Origin of the sequence: Burkholderia sp. BCC0405 (assembly GCF_902833075.1) — a bacterium.
Taxonomy (GTDB): domain Bacteria; phylum Pseudomonadota; class Gammaproteobacteria; order Burkholderiales; family Burkholderiaceae; genus Burkholderia.
Map to the genome: position 1 here is coordinate 110,404 of NZ_CADFEO010000006.1, position 18,583 is coordinate 128,986.

Sequence of the window (18,583 nt, forward strand, 5' to 3'; positions counted from 1 at the left end):
GCATCCGCTCAGAAAAGGGAATCTGGCGGCGATCTGCCTGGTCAGCGAGGGACAACGGGAGATCGCCGCAACGACCGGTTGACGAAGGTCGTTGCGGCTTAGCGATCCGTGGACGGGCCGGCTCCCATGGAGGAATCCTTGCGGTGTGCGTTGACTGCGCAGTGTAGTCGGTTCGACAGAACGGCACCAGCCGTGCACGCACGGCCGGGTGGTTGCGACCCGGTCGGCCAGCTCGCGTATCGTGCTGGCCAGCCGCGTGCGATACGGCGCCGCGCATTCCGGTGGAACGGAACGTGGCCCACAAAGTCCCGATCCGGTTCGCACGCTGCCTGGCTGGCCGCGCCGCGATCGCCGCCGTGAATCGGCGTATCGCCAGCGGATTCGCGGCCCCGGCTCGCGTCGCCGAGCGTTAATGCTTCAGACGCACAACGTACAGGCCGGTGAAGTTTGCAGCCGCCGCCAGGCTGAAGTTCGGCGGGGTCGAAATGATCGATCCCATGATGGTTGGCTTGTACGTGACGGTCCCGCCCGAGATGTCGGCCATTTCGATGACCGCCGGGCTCGGATTGGGAATGATGTTCGAGGTGAAGTTCAGGGTCAGCGTACGGTCGTACATGTTGTCGAACCCACCGTAGGACTTGATCTCGTAGACAAAGTCCGCGTTCACTCCTGCCGGCACCGGATCCGGTTTGCCCAGGCAAATCAATCCGTCGCGAACCACGCCATCCGGCGGAGTCTTGAAGGTCAACGTCGCAATGCCGTCGTCGGTGACCAGCGTCATCGTCGCATTCGCAACGGCACTCTTGGTAAGCTGGATCGACTTGTAGCCGTCCGGACACTTGAACGCGACAGGTTGAGGGTCCGGTGCGGTCGGCGAAGGCGTTCCCGCCGCGCTGTCGCTACTCGTCGCGTTGCTCCCGCCGCCGTCACCGCCACCACCGCATGCCGACAACAAGACGGTAGAACCTGCCAGGATCGCCAGAAAAATATTGTTTTTCATCTTTCACTCTCTCATTTGATAAATATAACTAATAAAATCGATGACCCTCGTGATCGATTTCTGCCTACTGCTCGACGCCACGCCAGGAAGCGCCGGGAAAAACTACCGTAGGATCCAGGCGCACCTCATCAACTCAAAACTGCGCCGTCACCTGGAATCCGACCGTGACACGCGCCGTCGGAAACCCGGACGGCTTGTAGACAGGCGTACCCGCAAAGAGGTCGTACGCGTAGGCGCCGAAACGCGTGCCGACGCTGCCCTTCACGCCGATCACCGCACCGGCCAGTTGCGTCCCGACGAGTGCGATTGGCTGCGGACCCCATACGCGGCCATAATCTAGTCCCACATAAACTGCTTGCCCCGTTTGCCCGATCGGTGCCTGTAGCTCGTTGCGCCAGTAGAAGCCGCGTGCTGCGGCGAGCATCGTTTCGCCGTCGAAGCCGCGCACCGTGTAGCGGCTACCGATTGTCAGATCGTCGATGTAGTGCAGCGTGTTACCCGTGTACTGGCCGTGAAATGTCGTAACGTACCGGAACGGCTGCTGTGCGATCGCGAACGGCACCGACAGGTTCGCGTCGAGTACCGCCATCTTGAAGCGATAGGTCTGGCCATCGCCTGCCGCCAACACATCATCCTGCGCGCCGAACCCGCCGACGCCTTGACGATATGCAAGTGAGCCATCGAACTGCGCGCCGCCGAAGTAGTGGCGATCGGTCAGGCCGAGTTCGATCATCGTGTTATTGCGGCGCTGCTGCGAAATCTCGGTGTCTTCGATAAAGCTCTGCCCGAAACGGCGCGACAACCGGAAATATCCACCGAACACGTCGTTCTGGCTGCGTGCCAGCACACGGGCCAGCTTCAAATCGACCGTCTTCGAATTGCCGCTCGCGACGAACGTCTGGTTCACGCCGGCGATCTGCTGGTAGTACGTATTCGTGTAGGCGGACAGCGTGGCCGTCCAGTAGCCCCACGGGATCGAATAGAAGCCGTTCCAGCCATGCGAGCCGAGGCGCTTGTCGCCGAGTTCGAGATCCTGGCTGACGCCGATGTTGAACACGTCGTTCAGGCCAAGCGGGTTGTCGATGCCGACCGACAGATTGCCTTGCAACCTGCCGGTGGCGCGCGTGCCGGAATTGTCGATCGACGCGACGACCGTCCACGGCTTGCCGCGCTTCACATCGAGCACGACATCGCTTTCGCCAGGCAGATCGCCGGGAACGATTTGCATCGAGACGTCCTGGCTCGATACGCGTTTCATCTGCTCGAGGCCTTGTTCGAGGTCGCGCAGGTTCAGCAGTTCGCCATCGCGAATCGGGAAGGCAGTTTTCCACGTACCGCGCAGTTTTTCATCGGCGAAGCGCACATGGCGGATCACGCCGGGGATTAGCGCGAGTTTCAACGTACCGGAGGCCAGATCCTGCTCGGGCACCAGTACGCGCGTCGTGACGTAGCCACGCGCCAGAATCACTTGCGATAGGCCTTTGACGAGCAAGTCGAGCCCCTGCTTGCCGACGCACTGCCCCGCGTAGTGGTCAAGCCATTCGCGCGCGAACGTGAAACGATCCATTGGGAGGGCCGACGCATCTTGTGCCTTTACCGCATCGGGCAATGTACTCGGTGCGTCGAGCACAAACCGGTCGATGCGAAAGCAGGCTGCTTCCGACGGAAGCATTGGATGCCCAGGGCGTGCCGTCACGCCCGAGCGTACGCCCGGCGCGGAAACTCTTCGTTCACGCTCGCGCGCTTCTTCTTGCTGACGCGTCTGCTGGTCATTGCCCGGAAGAATAGCGCGCGGCGCTTCTTGCGCAGACAAGCTGGTCGCGACAAACAGCAGCGTTGCGGCTGCGGAATTTCCCCGGCGAATAGTTTTCATGTATTTTTTAGAAACTTGATCGTGACCGATAGCGATGTCGTGCGCTTATCAACGCGTTACTTTCGGTTGAACGCGGGCCATTCCGCAAACGCAAAAATCCAAATCGAAGCGAGATTCACACCAGGAATCAACAGCACAATCACCCACCAGCCCGAATGTCCTGTTCGGCGCAAAATTCGAACATATGGATAAAGGAACAGGCAAAAGAATAGAGCCGACATCATTACGGCAACCGGCCCCCAACTCGCAAACGTCGTCATCGCATGGTTCATTGCTATGCCTTCATGGATAAAGATACCTGAATTCAGATTCGTCCAAACAGTCTGGCGATCAGGCCACGTTTCTCACGACCAACGGATGGAGATGACGGACGCGCACTACCCAAATCTGGCATTTCCTCGCGACGAAGCCGCTCCAACGCGACCTCCAACACCGAATCCGTATAAAGCGGCGTCGCGGGCCGGAGTCGCGCGTAGGTGGGTTTCATCAGCGGGTGATCAATCGGCTCGCTCTCCAGCCCTCGAACTTCCCGGAGCCGTTGCCATGCCAGTATCAGTGCTGGAAAACGCGTAAGAAGATGGCTGTTACTGAACTCGTACCACTCTTTCCTGCGCGTCCGGTGCGTATAGTAATCACATAACCAGATGATGTGATCCTGCATCGGTGTTAGATCGGTATCACGCCAATGCTCAAACAATTCATTCAATACGGGCTGGCTCAATGCTTGCGGCTTCTCTTCATCAGGGCGGCCCCATGCGTCAAATTGGATGTTCCAGTGATCGAAGCAGACTCGCAGCAACCAATGATAAAGCGGATAATGGTCAGCATCAAAGAACCGCCTTCGCTCGTATAGAGTTTTTATTTCTTCCGCCAGCATTCGTGCCTGATCGATCCATCCCGCGCATAGGCAAGTCGACAGGGTTTCGACGGCGCGATTCAGTGACGTCAGATAGTCGGCGCGCGTAGAATTGATTTGTTTATACTGATCAATTCGTGTTCGCCAATACTCATAAGCCCAATTCTTCGCCAAATATTCATCCCATCCAAAATCATTACCAGGAGAAAACATAAGCTTTGCAGCTTCAGCCTGCTCCTGTTGAGCACAGACCAATGAATTGCTGACACCCAGAGATAGATGCTTCGCCGGAGACACGCCAGATACATCTGTAAATGGGTTTTCACCAAACGCATATGCCTCCAAGTCTTTCCGACGTGGCTCCCATACGTTTTTCCGCAATTGCTCCCAATTCCCTTCAACCTGAGAAAGGAGTTGAGCTTCAGTCTCCCAACGCGGAAGAATCCCAAGGCGCTTCATGTGTTCTCTCATTTTGCAGGTGGCCACGGCAAAAGGTTCGCGGAAATCGAACCAGTGCTCCCCGGCCGAGGAATTTGGACCTGCATGACATTGTGACTAACCGTATAACCTTCGTCCTGCGCCTTACCAATCCGGTTCGCCAGGTCAACAGCATCTTGCGGCAATACTTGCCCACTGAGCTTACCTTGAGACGCCTGTCCAATCCAATTTCCAAATCGACCAGTGAGATCATCCTCCGGTGTGATGGGAATCCGATCACCGGTAACGGTTTTCACCTCGACATGATAAATCGTCCTGGTCTGCTGATCGATATAGACCAAATCAATGCCATGTCCGGATGCGTTCTGGATCGGCACAAAATTCTGCCCAGTCGCTTCCTTCATCAGTTGAGATGACAACTGTTCCCCGAGTTGCCCATCGCTTCGCCCAATAGTCGATAACGCCGGCAACTCATCCGTCGTGAAGCGATAACTACCAGCCATATCGGCACCAACTTCAGTAACGTCGTTCGAGTTAAACAGATATTGACCTGATGATTTCGCCCAAACCCTAGTCCCGTACCAACTCTATATCGCGCTTATCGGAATTTCATGATGCAACTGCCGATTGAAGCGGCTCGCTCTCCCAGTGCTTCATTGCTGTTAGGACTTGTCCTGCGTGTCGCCCTTCACTTCGTAGCTCTTGCGCCTTTTTGTAGCTGTTATCGAAGGGCTTGATCTTCAGCATATGCGCTCGACTGGAAATGCCGCCAAGGGCTATCACCGCAAAACCAAGGTGGAACGCCCCCGCCCTGATCCACCGTGGCATTTGGTCAAGTCCAAGCCCTCCCACGGCCACGGCTAAGCCAACCAAAAAAAGTACACCCCTAAGCCACCCTGCGAAATTGCCGTCTTCGATGAGTCCCATTTCTTTCCCTTGTCAGCACTCGAACCGAAAATCGCATTCGGCTTGCTCGGCACCTAACCAGACTTCCCTTAGCCAATAGAGAAGTTCAAGCCAACTGAGACAGCATCGTCTATCTGCCCAGCGCTGACGGAGTGATGAAATCGTCATATCTAGAACCTCACCGCCTGCAACTCATTACAGTCCCCGAATTGTACTCCATTGACAGGCCATATATATCAATCTGCTTCTCAGGAAACCATTCCGGCACAAGATTAAACGTGGCATGAACTCCATCTTTACAAAACGATATTTTTTCCACACCAGAATCAATAACACCCCATCCTCGAAAAACAAATCCATCCCTGTAGGCACTCAATATATTTTCATCTACAGACCGAGCATCGACCCCCCTTATAATTAGCGCCGCACTGCCTCGCTCATTCTCTTTTGACAATACAACCACCCCTCCCCGCCTAACAATCAAATCCATATCGATCTTCATTTGCCGATATTTTTCAGTCGTATTATCAGGACTATTAATCAATATTTTTTGAAAGAAAACATACATCACCCCCAACACCAAAACACCGGCAATCAAAGCTTTGAGTACCTTCATCAACGACCACCTTCCATTATTGAACCTTGCCTATTTGCCCCCGCCCCCCCCAAAAAGCACCACCCACGCCTGGGACTTTGGTTACGCCTCCGGCACCAACGTCAATCTCAAACGTTGAACCGTTCCACACGCAATGCCCATCGCTGCCCGCAATTGCGCTGCTCAAGTCGTTCAGCTTGTCCGCCGCGATCGATGCAATCGCCGCACCGGCCGCCCCAACCGACCGCGTTGCCGCCCGCCAGTCCGGTCAACAGCGCCGCGCCCGCGCCTTGCATCAGTGCGCGGTTCGCTCCGCCTTCCTTCCACGCGTCGACACCTGCCTGGTCACCATTCTTCTCGGCTTGCCGTTTCATCTCGTCAGCGTAGTCCCCAATCCGGCGCGACACGGCTTCACCAGCCGCGCTGGCCGCAGCCATCATGTCCGACTGGTTGGCCAGCAGATTCTGCATGTCGGGAAGTTTGGCAACCGTACCGTTCGTGTTCGTCGTGTCGCGGTTCAAGCTCGCCACATCCTGCTTCTGGTTCGCCGAATCCATGAGCGTGATGCTGCCGTCGCTGATCGCGCTCTTCGTCGTCGCGGTGCTGCTACCGCTCTCGTTCAGATAGCTTTCTCATCTAACGGCCTGACGCTTTTTTTTCGTATAACCAAATTATCAATGAGCATGGAGGGACCACTAGAACAATTAGCTTCACCCATTTGTACAGTCGGTCAATTTCCGGTAGATGATAGCCTCCCCCCTCCCTCAACCACATCAATGCAGGCCAGAACAAAAATTCTAAAAAAAGACCCGCCATCACAAACAGCACCAGAAGAAAAATTGAAAAGTAAGCGACGGCTAAGAGTTCACGCTTTAATCTGTTCATTTCTTTATCGTTTTGGATGGAGGAGTGGCGATGGTCCCAATTGTTCCGTTGGTTCCTTCGAAGCCTATCGCACCCACGGCGGTACCACCAAGAGACGGCAACGTGCTGGGCGGAAGGTACTTGGAAACGCCAAAGCCAATATCGACCCATTCTGGTGACGTGTCAGGAATTTCGTGTGCTGAGGCGGGTTAAAGGTCTCATCACACGAAATTCCTGACACGTCCCCACCGCGACATACATTGCCATGATGCCGATCACGATCAAACTGAATCTAATCCATCGGAGGAAATTCCCATCCTCGATGAATCTTCATTTAAAGAAGAAGTTCTTCAATATCACGTAAGCAATGAAGCCCATCATCGCTGTAAAACAGCACCACCAGATGATTTTCTGCGTGTGCGTTTTCGGAACGGATGTAATTGACGGTCCCATGGTTACCACCTAATCCCAGTTTTCCCTTGATCAACGGAGAAGCCCCAACCAACCGATGCCGGGTTGTTTGTCTTCCCCACGTTCACACCTGCACCCACGCCTACAACAGTCGCCGTACCGTTGCCGGGCGACACCATGATGCCTCCCCCTAAACCACGATAGAGAGCGGATCCTCCACCTGCGTATCCGCCTGCAAAATTATTCGTCTGCCCCGGCCGCACGGTGCTTGTATTCGGATAGCCAGCCGATACGCTCGCACCTGCACCGACCGGGTTCGGCAGGCCCATATTCAATCCTCCACCGAAGAACGCATTCCCATCTCGCGTAAACGTTCCCCACACGCTCCCAACAAAGTAATCAATCTGGAAGTTCACAAAGTCCGGTGCTCTCATCAATCCCGGATTCGATCCTGTCGTCGTCACCTGATACGAGAACCCGCTACCCTGCGCTCCCTTCGCAATATACGCTTGCAAATCGGGATCACCCGGCCCCAGAGATTGCGTCCACACCGTTTGCCCTGCCCTGTTTACGCCGTACTGCGTCCATTGCGTCCCGTCTTGCGGCTTGTCGCCCGACGTCACCCGCACATTGCCCGGTAGCATCCCGCCATCCGACGTCACCAGATTCATCTGGCCCATTTGGTCCACGATTTGCTCAACCGTGTACTTGCCGCCGCTCTCCGTCGTCAACTTTTCGCCAGAGTCAATTCCTTCGCCTTGCTGTCCTCGTGCAACTGCAGATTGAACCGATCAGCGCATTCTCCGGCGACAGAAATCCTCGGTTCCCGCATTGAATTCCATGCTTACAGAAAAGACACGCCTTCCCATCCTATCCAACTCCTGCTTATCAGATTTTTCAGCAAGAGACGCCTTCATTCCACTCTTGCACATCACATATGCACCATCATCCACCCCCAAAAACACCCACCCCTTTTCTTTCAGAGAATTTTTGAGAAATTTTTCTTTTTCCTCACCGAAAGTCGATGCATCTACGTCATAAAGCGCAAGAGCCGCCCCCGTTTTTGCGCTTTCTCGCCGAGACAAAATTGTTGCATTATCAAAAAGATAACTCAAATCCGCAGTCATAATTTCCAATTTCGCTTTCGCAGTGGAAACTGTCGGAGTCCGGGAAATCACCCAAACTCCCAGCACCACCCAAACGAGGAAAAAAATGACTTTCTTTGTCGACAGCCTCTTCATATCTTTACTCGATCATTGCACGAATGAAGTACCACAAACAGCAGCGAGGCTGCAATGCAATTCCCCCGTCGGTTAATGCTCATAGATGTTGTTCTTATCAATCGGGTTCGTCGATTTATGGAATGCATCGATCCAACGCGACTCGCAGAGCAGCGCCGATTTCGGCTTCTGGCGAATCGAATGGAAGGATGACTTTGGTGTCGTCGCCCAACCCTTCCCACGCTTCGAGCTTGTCATGACGGTTTGGATCAAGCGTTAGAACACCGTCAACGACTTTTGCGTGGCACAAGATCATTTTCTTGAACAGGGCTTGCTTGGTTTTGTACCCGAACCGTGTAAGAAGGCCATCGACCCACTTCTTATAGTTCTCTCCAACCAGCCGAAAGTCGAAGAAAAGCGGATTTTCCGCACGTTGCTGCGGGGTAATGAAACGGCTTTTCAACAACGCATCGTTGAGACAACGACCGAGTGTTTCGTCATCAGCATCTGTGTCGAGAAAATGTGCACCTCCATCCGGATCTGCGATTGAAACGCTATATCCAGACTGCGTTCCAATGAAAATGAAATCTCGATTTCGATAAATGGCCGCACCGCGCCAAGGATTAACGTCACTCAATTCACTTCCCCTTTACCGTTGTCACAACAACCTTAACACCCTGGCTCTCACCGTACTGGATAGCCCGATTGATCTGCTCCCACTGCGCCGCGTTTGTTTGTTCCGGCACTGCAAGTTGCAATTCTTTACTCACTATTTGTGCAGGATCAACCCGTGTGCCAAGGAGGGTGTAGGGTTTGTCATAGTTCAACATAGCGTCAATGTTGACCTTCACCGACGAATATACCTGCTGTGGGTTGGTGACCCGAGATTGCAATGTCGTGTCCAATGTCTTGGCGCTTGTCGCCGTTCGGGTTTCAATATCGTAGAAATCGAACGTCTTGAAATTCGGTGGCAAACGTGATCCCGCGGGCATCTTCGTCTCAAGATAATTTTCCCACGGAAGTCCCTGCGTACCAATGCCCTTCCCCCACGTAATGCCGGCATCGACCACGGTCGCGCTACGCCCCGCGAGCGCCATGCTATCAAGCATATCGCGACCGACCGTGATGCCGACCTTGGCAAGGCCTACACCGGCCTTCACAGCACCGCCAACGCCAGCCACCACGGAACCGACCTGCCAAGTCAGATCGCCTATATTTTCACCGAGTTGCAGCGCCTGGTCCGTCCCGCCGACGCGCAGCGCGGTCTGAATCTGTCCGATCTTGACATTCAAGTTGTCAACGACCGCCTGTCCAAGCTGGTCACGCATCTCCTTGCTGTTGATCAGGTCATACATCCCTTTCAGGCCGGTCACCGGGTCGCTCAGGAATTCCGCCAACCCACGGACGTCGTTCCAGCCTGCCTGCGCAAGCCCCTTGCCAAATCCAGCCAACGTCGCGGCATCCTGTACTGACGATACCGTTGCCCACTTTCCTGTTGTCTGGACAGCACACATCAGATTCGTACAGGCCATCAACTCCTTCTGCGCCTGCACCTTCTGTTCAGTCGCAAGCCAATTGTTCTGCGCGGCCACGGTCGCGCTGGTCGTTGTCGTGGTCGCGCCCGAGGCGCCGCCCACCCCGGATTCAGCCGCCACGCCGGCCACGATGGACGAAATCAGATTCTGTTTCGCTTCCTTCTCCTGCTCGGTCATATCAGGAGTTGGGGGCGCAAACAGATTCGTCAGCAGACTGGATGCCGCCGCGCCCATCGCCCCAGCGCCGCAGCTCTGGCTACTAGCCGCCGCACCAGCGCACCCCACAATCGCGTGCAGCGCTGCATGCAGCGGGCTACCTTCCGTCACGGTGCCGTTTTCGACCAGCTTGCCGATGTACGATGCACCTTGCTGCTGCAGGTAATTCACCACACCGGCCTGCGCAAACTGACCTGCGCCGCCGGTAACGTTGCCGCCCGCAGCTGCGGTCAGTGCGGACAGCACCTGCCGATACGTACCACCCGGCCCCCACTCAGCCGTCAACTTGTCGGCCTGCTGCTGCGCCTGCAATCGTTGCTCGGGCGTCAGATTTGGATTCTTGGCGGCGGCCTGCGCTGCGTCCGCTTCCTTCAATCGATTGTCGACGAAGGTCCCGACCTGGTTGATAAACTGGCTCGTGATGTCGAACCCGGCCTGAATCTTGTCCTTGTCGAAGATCGGCGCGAGCGCACTGCTCGTGTTCGACGTGTCGCGATTGATGTTCGCTACCGCTTCGGCGGCGGTCTCGCCCGTCAGCTGCTGTTGCTTCGCGCCGTCTGTAATCGTGACCGTACCACCGCTCACACCGCTCTTCGTGGTCGAGCTCGCGTCACCTGATGCGCCCATCACCACTGGCGGCGCAACCGACACCCCGCCCTTGCTCGGCACACTGGTTCCCGGCACCGGATTCACGTTATCCGCCGTGCCTTTCTGATCCTTGCCGATAGTGCCGCCATAGCCGCCCGAGAGCCCGACCGACGATGCGTCGTACGATGCGTGGTTCTCGATGTCGCTATGGGTGAGGGTGCCGGTCGTCAGTTTGTTCAGGTTGTCCTGCACTGCCTTGTCGCTGCTCGCGATCACACTGCCTTTGAGATCGGTATTGCCCTTCACATCGACCTGGAAACCGCCATCACCCGCCTTGATTCCCGATTGCTCGATCACACTTGCGTAATCGCTGTTCATCTTGGTCTGGCCGACACTGCCCGCCACGCTCGACTTCCCGGCGCAAAGCGGCGGCGCACACACGCTCGCCGAAATACCGGCGCTCTGCTGCTTCGAATCATAGTGATCCTTGTCCTGCAGGCTCTCGATGTTCAGGTTACCGCCGACATCGGCAACCACCTGTTTGCCTGACACGACCGCGCCCTTCAGATTCGTATCGCCGCCCGACTGGATTGCAAGCTGGTTGCCTGCAGCCACGTGCGTATTCGTCCACGTCGACGAATCTCCATCCGCGTTGCCTCGATTGCCTGCAACGCCCGCCGTAAAGGCTATCCCCGACTTGTCGCCGACCGTGAACGACACGCCCACCGACGCACTCGACCCACTGTTCGTACTGTGCTGGCTACTGGTATTTTCTGCCGCCTGCAGGTTCACATTGCCTTCGGCGGCCAACTTCGCATTGTTGCCTGCAGAAATCGTGCTGCCGATCACGTCGATATTGCTGTCCTTGCCGGCGCCAGCGGCAGCGATCGTCACGTTGCGGCCTGCCGACACGGTACTCCCCACCGCAGTGTTCGACTGTGCCTGCATCTGGCTGTCGCTCTTGCTCGCGCCGACCGACACGTTGATCCCGACACTTGTCGCGGCTTTCACCGGGTCGCCGCCCATCTGCTTCAGCGAGTCATAGGTGTTCTTCGCCGCAAGGCCCGTCGTAGCGGCTGCCAGCGCGATCAAGCGCGGATCGCCACCCACGCTTTGCGCAGCGTTCGTCATCTGCCGACCAGTCTGCACCGCGGCCACGACCGGATTCGTCACGCCCACCGTCACGCCGGCCTGACGAAACTGCTGCTGCTCTGCGAAGTTGGATGTATCCGTCGCGGCGTCGATCTTCACGGTCTTGCCGGCAAGATTCACGTCGTTGCCCGCATGCAGGATGCTGCCGGTCGCGTGCAAATCGTTGCCCGCACTCACAGTCAGGTTGCCGTTCAGTGCTCCAATCGCACTGCCGTTGTTTGTCACCGATGAAGACTGCTGCTTGTCCGAGTTCGAACGAGAACCGACCGACACCGAGAGGCCCCCATTCGACATCAGGCCGGTTTCCTTTTTGTCGTAATAGGTAGACGATTGAATCGTGTCCTGCGAGGTCTTGATGTTCACGTCCCGCGCAGCCGACAGCGACACATCGTTTGTACCGACGATATTACTGCCCGTCACGTTGATGTCCCGGCCGCTCGTGACCGTCACGCCATCCGCCGAAATCGTACTGCCCTGGCTATAGGTCGCCGTCTGGTCGATTCCGCTCGCGATCTTCACGCCGCTCACCACATTGCTGTGGCTATGCGTCTCGTGTGAGTTCAGCTCATGCGTCTCGGTTGCCGTGCCGACATTCACATCGCCGGCCGCCAGCAAGTTCGCGTTGCCCTTGTCGAGGCTGATTGCGCTACCGGAGAGCGTAATGTCCTTGCCCGACACGATATTCACCGTGTCGCCACCCTTGAGCGTCGTCCCGGTCAGCGCCTGATCCGCCGTATGCAGCGTTTCCGCGTAGCTGCCGTGACTGTCGCTACCCGAACTGTTGCTGTTCACTGTCGAGGTCGCACTCGCTGCGTCGAGCGTCACGTTGCCCTTGGCCGCAATCGTTCCACCCTGGCCGAGGTCGATCTGCGCGCCCTTGGCGGACAGATCGCCACCAATACCGATCATCGACTGCCCACCGACTGTCACCGAGCTACCGGTAACCTTGTTGATGTCGGTGTTGGACACGCCGTTCGCGCGCTGCACAATCTTATGCTCGCCCGTCTGCACCGCACCGAGATCCCAGTTACCGCCGACATTCATGCCGAGATTGCCACCGACCGACAAATTGCCCGCGTTCTGCTGGAAATTGCCACCCGTCGTGATCGACGCGTCACCTGTGACGTCGAGTTTCGCCATTGGCCCGAGCGTCGTCACCACGCTCGTCGCGCCGTCGCGGCTCACCCGCGTATTCGTCTGCGTCGCCGTATCGAGAATCAGGTCCTTCCCGGCGTCCAGTTGCAGACTACCGGCCTTCACGTTCGCCGACGTCAGATCGATATTGTTCTCGGTCTTCAACGACATCAATCCGCCGCTTTGCAGCGCGCCGAACGCGTTGTCGATCTGCTTGCCCTGGATCGCCAGCGCGTTGTCCGCCTTGATCGTGCCGCTGTTCGTGAACGACTGCGCGTTCTGGAAGTCGATGTTCGTCGCACTGATCAACGGCCCGTCGATGTTCTGCTGACTGGCCTTCGCGAGATACACGACCGGCACCAGCACCGACTGGCCGTCGACCACCCGCGTTTCCATCATGATCACGTTGCTGGTCAGCTTCGACACCTGATCGGCCGATAGGCTGGCTCCGATCGGCAGATCGAGCGACTTCGACAGATCCGCGCCGGCCGCCATCAACGACTGGTACATCGTCTGCAGGTCCGTGTACGGTCCCAGCACTGCCTTGCCGGTCAGCGAAGTGATCTCGTTGCGCACGAGCTGTTGCTCATAAAAGCCGTCGCCGAGCCGCTTCGGGATATGAGTCAGGTCGACGCCAAGCTGACTGAAGAAGTAGTCGCTCGAAATGAAATTCTTCCGGTTCGTGAACGCCGGATTCGTTTCGATCACGTAGCCCGCATTCGGCGCAGTCGTCGGCTTGAACAAGCCGCCTTGCGGAATGGTGAGGTTGTTCAGCACGTTCAGCGCCGTTGCACTGGCGATGATCGGATCGACCGGCGCCGACGGGCCACCGTGCACGGCCGACGCACCCGATTTCGCGCCGCTCGCGTTACCGCTCAGGTTGGTGGGGGTGAGACCCGGCACCGACTGCCCCGGCAGCAAGCCGAGCGACGGAATCGAGGCGTTGCCCGCCGAGTTGTTGACGCTGACACCCGTGCCCGAAATCGTGCCGTTCGAACTCAACGTCGAGTCGTATTTCGGTAGTTTGTAATCCTTGATCGAGGCCGGCGCCGCCTGCGTGTAACCGCCCGGGCGACCGGTCACGAACGGCGCATTGCCGAACGGCAATTGCCAGTCGTGTTCCGTGTTGTCGTAGTTGTTGTAGTGATATTGGCCCGAGTAGGAAACCGACACGCCCGGCAGCTTCTGGCCGGACGCCGCCCAGCCGTCGGCGTCGTAGTAGGCCGGCATCTTGATGTCGCCGACCGCGGCGATGTTGCTCCAGTAGTTTTGCAGCGTGCCGACCGACGACGCATCGATCCTGCCGCCCGACACGATCTGCGCCGCCGGGCTGATGTCCGTCACGGTCGTCGCCATCGCGCTGTCCGCGTAGTAGGTCGTGAACTGATACGTGCTGTTCCACTGACCGCCGTGAGGCGGCTCGGTGTAGACGCCGCCGATGCTGTCCGGATCCTTCACGCCAACCTGGCCAGTACGGCCGCTGATCGGAATACCGAACTGGCCGAGCAGCGATGGATCGATCGAACTCGTCGAGGTCTTCATCACGCGGCGCGTGCTCGTCACCTTGTCCGCATGCAGTTCCATATCGCCTTCGGACTGAATCAGCGCGGACACGTTGTTGACCAGCGCCGCGTTCGTGTAATTACCGCTGGCATCCTTGCCGCCCGCCAGCACGACTTTGCCCATGCCGAAGATGGCCGTCGTCGCCATCGAATCGGTCGTGGTCGTGTCGTCGCGGTTCTCGATGTCGTGCGCGAGGATTTCCAGTGTGCCGTTGCTGTCCGATGCACCAATCAGCGCGGTCGGCCCGAGATTCGAGAGCGTATTCGTCGCGTTGAGCGAAGCGCTGGCACCCACGAGCGCGCCGGTATTGATCAGGTTGGTCGATTGCGTGTGCAGCAGGCCGCCGGCCGTCAAGGCGCCCACGTTGACGATGTTGCCCGCGTTGACGCTCAGGTTGTTGACCGATTGCAGGTTCGCGTTGTTCGTGAAGGTGCCGGGCAGCGTGAAGGCAAGATCGTGACCGACGTTGAATTGCGTGTCGGATGCCGAAGTGTAATCGCCCTGGAGGTTCACGTTGGCGTCATGCGTCGCGCTGTACATGCCACCGCCTTGCAGCGTGGCCGCCGCGACCGACAGGTCGTGCGTCGAGCTGATCTGGCCGTTCGTGTTCGTGATCGCACCAGCCGTGGTCACGTCGACGTCGCCGTTCGAATTGGCAACGTTACCGATCGTGCCACCGCTGTTGTCGAGTGTATTCCCCTGGACATGCAGAGACGCGCCGCTGAGTTGCCCGCCTTGCGTGTTGCTGATCGATGCTGCGACGATCGTCACGTCGCCGTTGCCGGTAATCGCCCCCATGCCCGATACGCCGCCGGTGTGGCTGTTGGCGATCTGGCTGCCGCCTTGCACCGTCATCTTGCCGGCACCGAGGTCGACAATGGCGCCGTCCGCGTTGTCGATCGAGGCCGATTGAATGGCGAGCGTGCTGGCGTCGCCCGCAACCGATTGCCCCGCCTGGATGTGGCCGCCTCGGTTTGACAGAGCGCCGCCACTCTTCAACGACAGCGACGCGTCCGATCGCAGCAGGCCCTGCGCGTTGTTCACGTCGCCCGCAATGGCCGCGTTGATGCCACGCTGCGCGGCGAGGATACCGCTCGCGTTGTTCCAGGCGGCCGCGTTGACGATGGCTTGTCCCTTCGTCACGATGGTGCCCGACGCGTTGTTCAGCGCACTGCCTCCCTTGCCCGGCGCAATCGTCAGCGTGCCGGTGCCGGCATGCGTAATGGTGCCGCCCGCGTTGTTCAGCTCGGCCGGTTCAAGCGTCAGATCCGTGGCGTTGGTCTGGATCACGCCGGCAGCCGAGTTGTCGAGCGTGCCGCTGACGTTCATCCCCATCGCTGACGATCCATACTGCGTGATCGTACCGCTGTGGTTCACGAGGTTGGCGGCGGTCAGCGCAAGCTGATTGGCCTCGAGCTTGCCGCCGCTGTTGTCCAGCGTCGAATCGGCGGTGACCGACAGGTTCGGCCCGACGATCGAACCGCCCTGATTCGTCATCGAACCGGTGTGGATCGTTGCGTTCGTGCCCGCACCGATCTGGCCGCCGTCGTTCGCCAGCGTATCGCTGGTGACGCCTAGATCCGTGTTCGACAGCAGCTTGCCGCTCGCGTTGTTGAGCGTACCGCCGACGGTTGCCGTCAGGCCGTTCTGCGCGTTGATCGAGCCCGCCGTGTTGTTCAGCGTGCCGGTTTGCGCGGCCACGCGCCCGTTGCTCGCGATCGAACCTCCCACGTTCGACACCGACCCCGTACCACCGCCAAGCGTCAGCGTGCCGTTGCCGGCATGGGTGATCGTGCCGCCGTCGTTGACGAGCGCGGCAGGGGTGAGCGTCAGGTCGGTACTGTTGGTTTGCAGCGTGCCGCCAGTGGAATTGTCGAGCGTGCCCGACACGTTGACGGCCATCGGGCCGGTACCGGTCTGCGTGATCGTGCCGCCGTGGTTCACGAGGTCGGTCGCGTTCAACAACACCTGGCTCGCCTGCACGGTACCGGCGCTGTTGTCGAGGGTCGTGCCAGTCAGCGCGACCGTCTGACCGACGATCGAGCCGCCGTTGTTGATCAGGCGCGCGCCCGCATCGACAGCAACCTTTTGCGCAGCCTGCAGCGTACCGCTGCCGTTGTCGACCGACTGGCCCGCGACACGCAAATTCGTGTTGGAGGTGATCGCACCGCGATTGACAACGTTTGCGCCTTGGACCGACACATCGCCGTTGCCGCCGATGACACCGCCTTGCGCACTGCTCGCGGTGGTCCCCGCCGCATTGGTCAATTGGCCGCTCGTCGTCACCGACAAACCGTCGCCATTGAGCGACGTGATCCGCCCAGCCGTGTTGTCCAGTGACACACCGGCCACCGTCATGCCGGCCGCGCTTTGGAGGGTGCCCTGATTGTTCGCGATGGCGCCGCCACGCACGTCCGCCGTGCTCTCGGATACCAGTTCGCCGGACTGGTTGGCGATCTGGCCGGCCACGTTGACCGACAGCGGCCCCTGCGATGAAACCTTGCCACTCTGGTTCGACAGATTGCCACCGGTCAGCGTCGTGCTGCCGCCGCTCGACAGGCTGCCGTGATCGTTGATCACGGTGCCCGATGCGTTCGCCTGAATGGCGCCTTGCGCGCTCGTCGTCGCGTTCGACAGGTTCACGTCGCCAGCCGTCGCGTTCAGCGACAGATTGCCGCTCGCGGCCGTCTGGCTGCCGGCGAGATTCACGCTGCCGCCGGTCAGCGATGCATTGCCGCCCGCGACATTCTGGCCGGTCGCGGTCAGTTGGCCGGACGCCGTCAGGTTCAGGTCGCCACTGTGTGCGACGGAGCCGTCATTGTTCACGCCCGCGCCGAGCGTGCCAGTCGAATTGATGCTGCCGGCGTTCACCGTCGTATTTTGCAGCGCCGCGAGCGTCCCGCTGTTCGTGAGATCGGCTGCTGTGCTGGCCGACAGCGATTGCTGCGCGTACGTTGTGCCGCTGTTCTGGATGCCACCCGCGGCCGACAGCGCCATATTGCCGCTTGCCGTGGTCTTACCCGTAAGGACGAGCCGACCGTTCGACTGCAGCGTCAGGTCGCCTGCCTGCGCGGCGATGACGCCGGCGTTGGCGACCCCCACACCGAACTCGTTCGATGCGAGGACGATCCTATTGGCATACATTCCGCCCAGCTGGCTCACGTCGATCGCGACCGCTGGAGCGGAGCCGTCACCGGCGATCGGCGTTGCGGCGAGCGTGTCGTGATTAACCTGGGCCGCGCCGGCGATCACGTTCAGGTTCTTCGCATAGATGGCGGAATTGACCTGTACAGCGCGGGCGATAAGGTCCACCTGATCGGTACCGGTTGCGTTCAAGCCGGTACCCGAGACGGTCACGAGCCCGCGGTTGACGTTGTATCCGGCGAGTGAACCATCGGCGCCGTAGTACGGCACGCCGGTCGTCAAGGTCGCGCGGCTGGTATTCAGGAAGGTTCCGCCATCTACGAAAATCCCGGACGGATTCGCCAGGACGAGCTCCGCACGCGCGCCAGCGATCTCTACGGCGCCGCGAATTTGGGACGGATTCGGGCTGTTGACCTGGTTGACAATGATCCGTGCGGCCTGGCCTGCACTGTAATTCGGGTTGCCGTTGATCCAGCCCGCCTGCTGGGTCTGAACCATCGTGGCCGAGTTGTTCAGGATCGCGCCGGCGCGCGAGACGTCGAACTGGTTGTAGGTGTTGACTGAGACGCCGGCGCCCGACGGCGCGGCCACGTTGACTTGAGGCAAGCCGTTCGGCGTCTGGATCACGTGCGTGCTGGTACCCGGCGTCGGCACGATCTGCGCATCGGACAGGGTAGGTAGCATGCCGAGCGCTGCGACACCTGCCACAACGACGCGGACACCAGACGTCGACGACCGCCGCCGCGCACGTGCTTCGCCCGTTGCCGATTTGCCCTCGGCCGTCGCTGTCTCCGCGACGGCCACCACCATGCCCCGAAGTCCGGAATACACCAGACGATGCGTATTTTTGTTCATACTTTCGACGCGGCCCGCGCTCATTCGTTGGATGATTGGCCGAAAGCATATCGAAAGCATTACGAATTACTGTCAGAAATTGCAAGCCGTTGACGGAAAACCACAAATTCGGATTTTCGGACGCATCTGATTGACGCGGCACCCGGACTTTCCGGCCGCCTCTCCGGAGGCCACGCGGAGGGCCAACGCGTGTGGCTCATCATCGAAGCGGAGCAAGAACCTTGTTGATTTAC

The 18,583-nt window shown here is 58.7% G+C and carries 11 protein-coding genes; all 11 read right to left on the reverse strand.

Features of this window, described 5'->3' with window-relative positions:
• Nucleotides 1-409: 409 nt before the first annotated feature.
• The gene (locus tag HWX36_RS11740) at nucleotides 410-1,000 is read right to left on the reverse strand and encodes a hypothetical protein (protein ID WP_175952272.1); all 591 of its coding nucleotides are present in this window, start codon (nucleotides 998-1,000) and stop codon (nucleotides 410-412) included.
• Nucleotides 1,001-1,133: 133 nt separating this feature from the next.
• The gene (locus HWX36_RS11745; protein ID WP_175952273.1) at nucleotides 1,134-2,873 is read right to left on the reverse strand and encodes a ShlB/FhaC/HecB family hemolysin secretion/activation protein; all 1,740 of its coding nucleotides are present in this window, start codon (nucleotides 2,871-2,873) and stop codon (nucleotides 1,134-1,136) included.
• Between the two features lie 304 nt (nucleotides 2,874-3,177).
• Entirely contained in the window at nucleotides 3,178-4,188 is a 1,011-nt protein-coding gene (locus tag HWX36_RS11750) for a hypothetical protein (protein ID WP_175952274.1), read from the reverse strand.
• An 8-nt stretch (nucleotides 4,189-4,196) separates the two neighbouring features.
• On the reverse strand, nucleotides 4,197-4,670 hold the full coding sequence (locus HWX36_RS11755) for a hypothetical protein (protein ID WP_175952275.1): 474 nt from the start codon (nucleotides 4,668-4,670) through the stop codon (nucleotides 4,197-4,199).
• 106 nt (nucleotides 4,671-4,776) lie between these two features.
• Nucleotides 4,777-5,094: a hypothetical protein gene (locus HWX36_RS11760; RefSeq protein WP_244136392.1), complete on the reverse strand. Its 318-nt coding sequence runs from the start codon at nucleotides 5,092-5,094 to the stop codon at nucleotides 4,777-4,779.
• A gap of 157 nt (nucleotides 5,095-5,251) precedes the next feature.
• Nucleotides 5,252-5,689 carry a hypothetical protein gene (locus HWX36_RS11765; protein ID WP_175952276.1) on the reverse strand — a complete coding sequence of 146 codons (438 nt, stop codon included), beginning with the start codon at nucleotides 5,687-5,689 and terminating at the stop codon, nucleotides 5,252-5,254.
• A gap of 107 nt (nucleotides 5,690-5,796) precedes the next feature.
• Nucleotides 5,797-6,225, reverse strand: a complete 429-nt coding sequence (locus HWX36_RS11770; RefSeq protein ID WP_175952277.1) for a hypothetical protein — start codon at nucleotides 6,223-6,225, stop codon at nucleotides 5,797-5,799.
• A gap of 762 nt (nucleotides 6,226-6,987) precedes the next feature.
• The gene (locus HWX36_RS11775; RefSeq protein WP_175952278.1) at nucleotides 6,988-7,674 is read right to left on the reverse strand and encodes a hypothetical protein; all 687 of its coding nucleotides are present in this window, start codon (nucleotides 7,672-7,674) and stop codon (nucleotides 6,988-6,990) included.
• A 60-nt stretch (nucleotides 7,675-7,734) separates the two neighbouring features.
• Nucleotides 7,735-8,184, reverse strand: a complete 450-nt coding sequence (locus HWX36_RS11780; RefSeq protein WP_175952279.1) for a hypothetical protein — start codon at nucleotides 8,182-8,184, stop codon at nucleotides 7,735-7,737.
• A 115-nt stretch (nucleotides 8,185-8,299) separates the two neighbouring features.
• Nucleotides 8,300-8,800 (reverse strand): contact-dependent growth inhibition system immunity protein, encoded by a 501-nt coding sequence (locus HWX36_RS11785; RefSeq protein WP_175952280.1) that lies wholly within the window; start codon nucleotides 8,798-8,800, stop codon nucleotides 8,300-8,302.
• A 1-nt stretch (nucleotide 8,801) separates the two neighbouring features.
• A complete protein-coding gene (locus tag HWX36_RS11790; RefSeq protein WP_244136406.1) occupies nucleotides 8,802-18,350 on the reverse strand; it encodes a hemagglutinin repeat-containing protein in 9,549 nt (3,182 codons plus the stop codon).
• Between the last annotated feature and the right edge of the window lie 233 nt (nucleotides 18,351-18,583).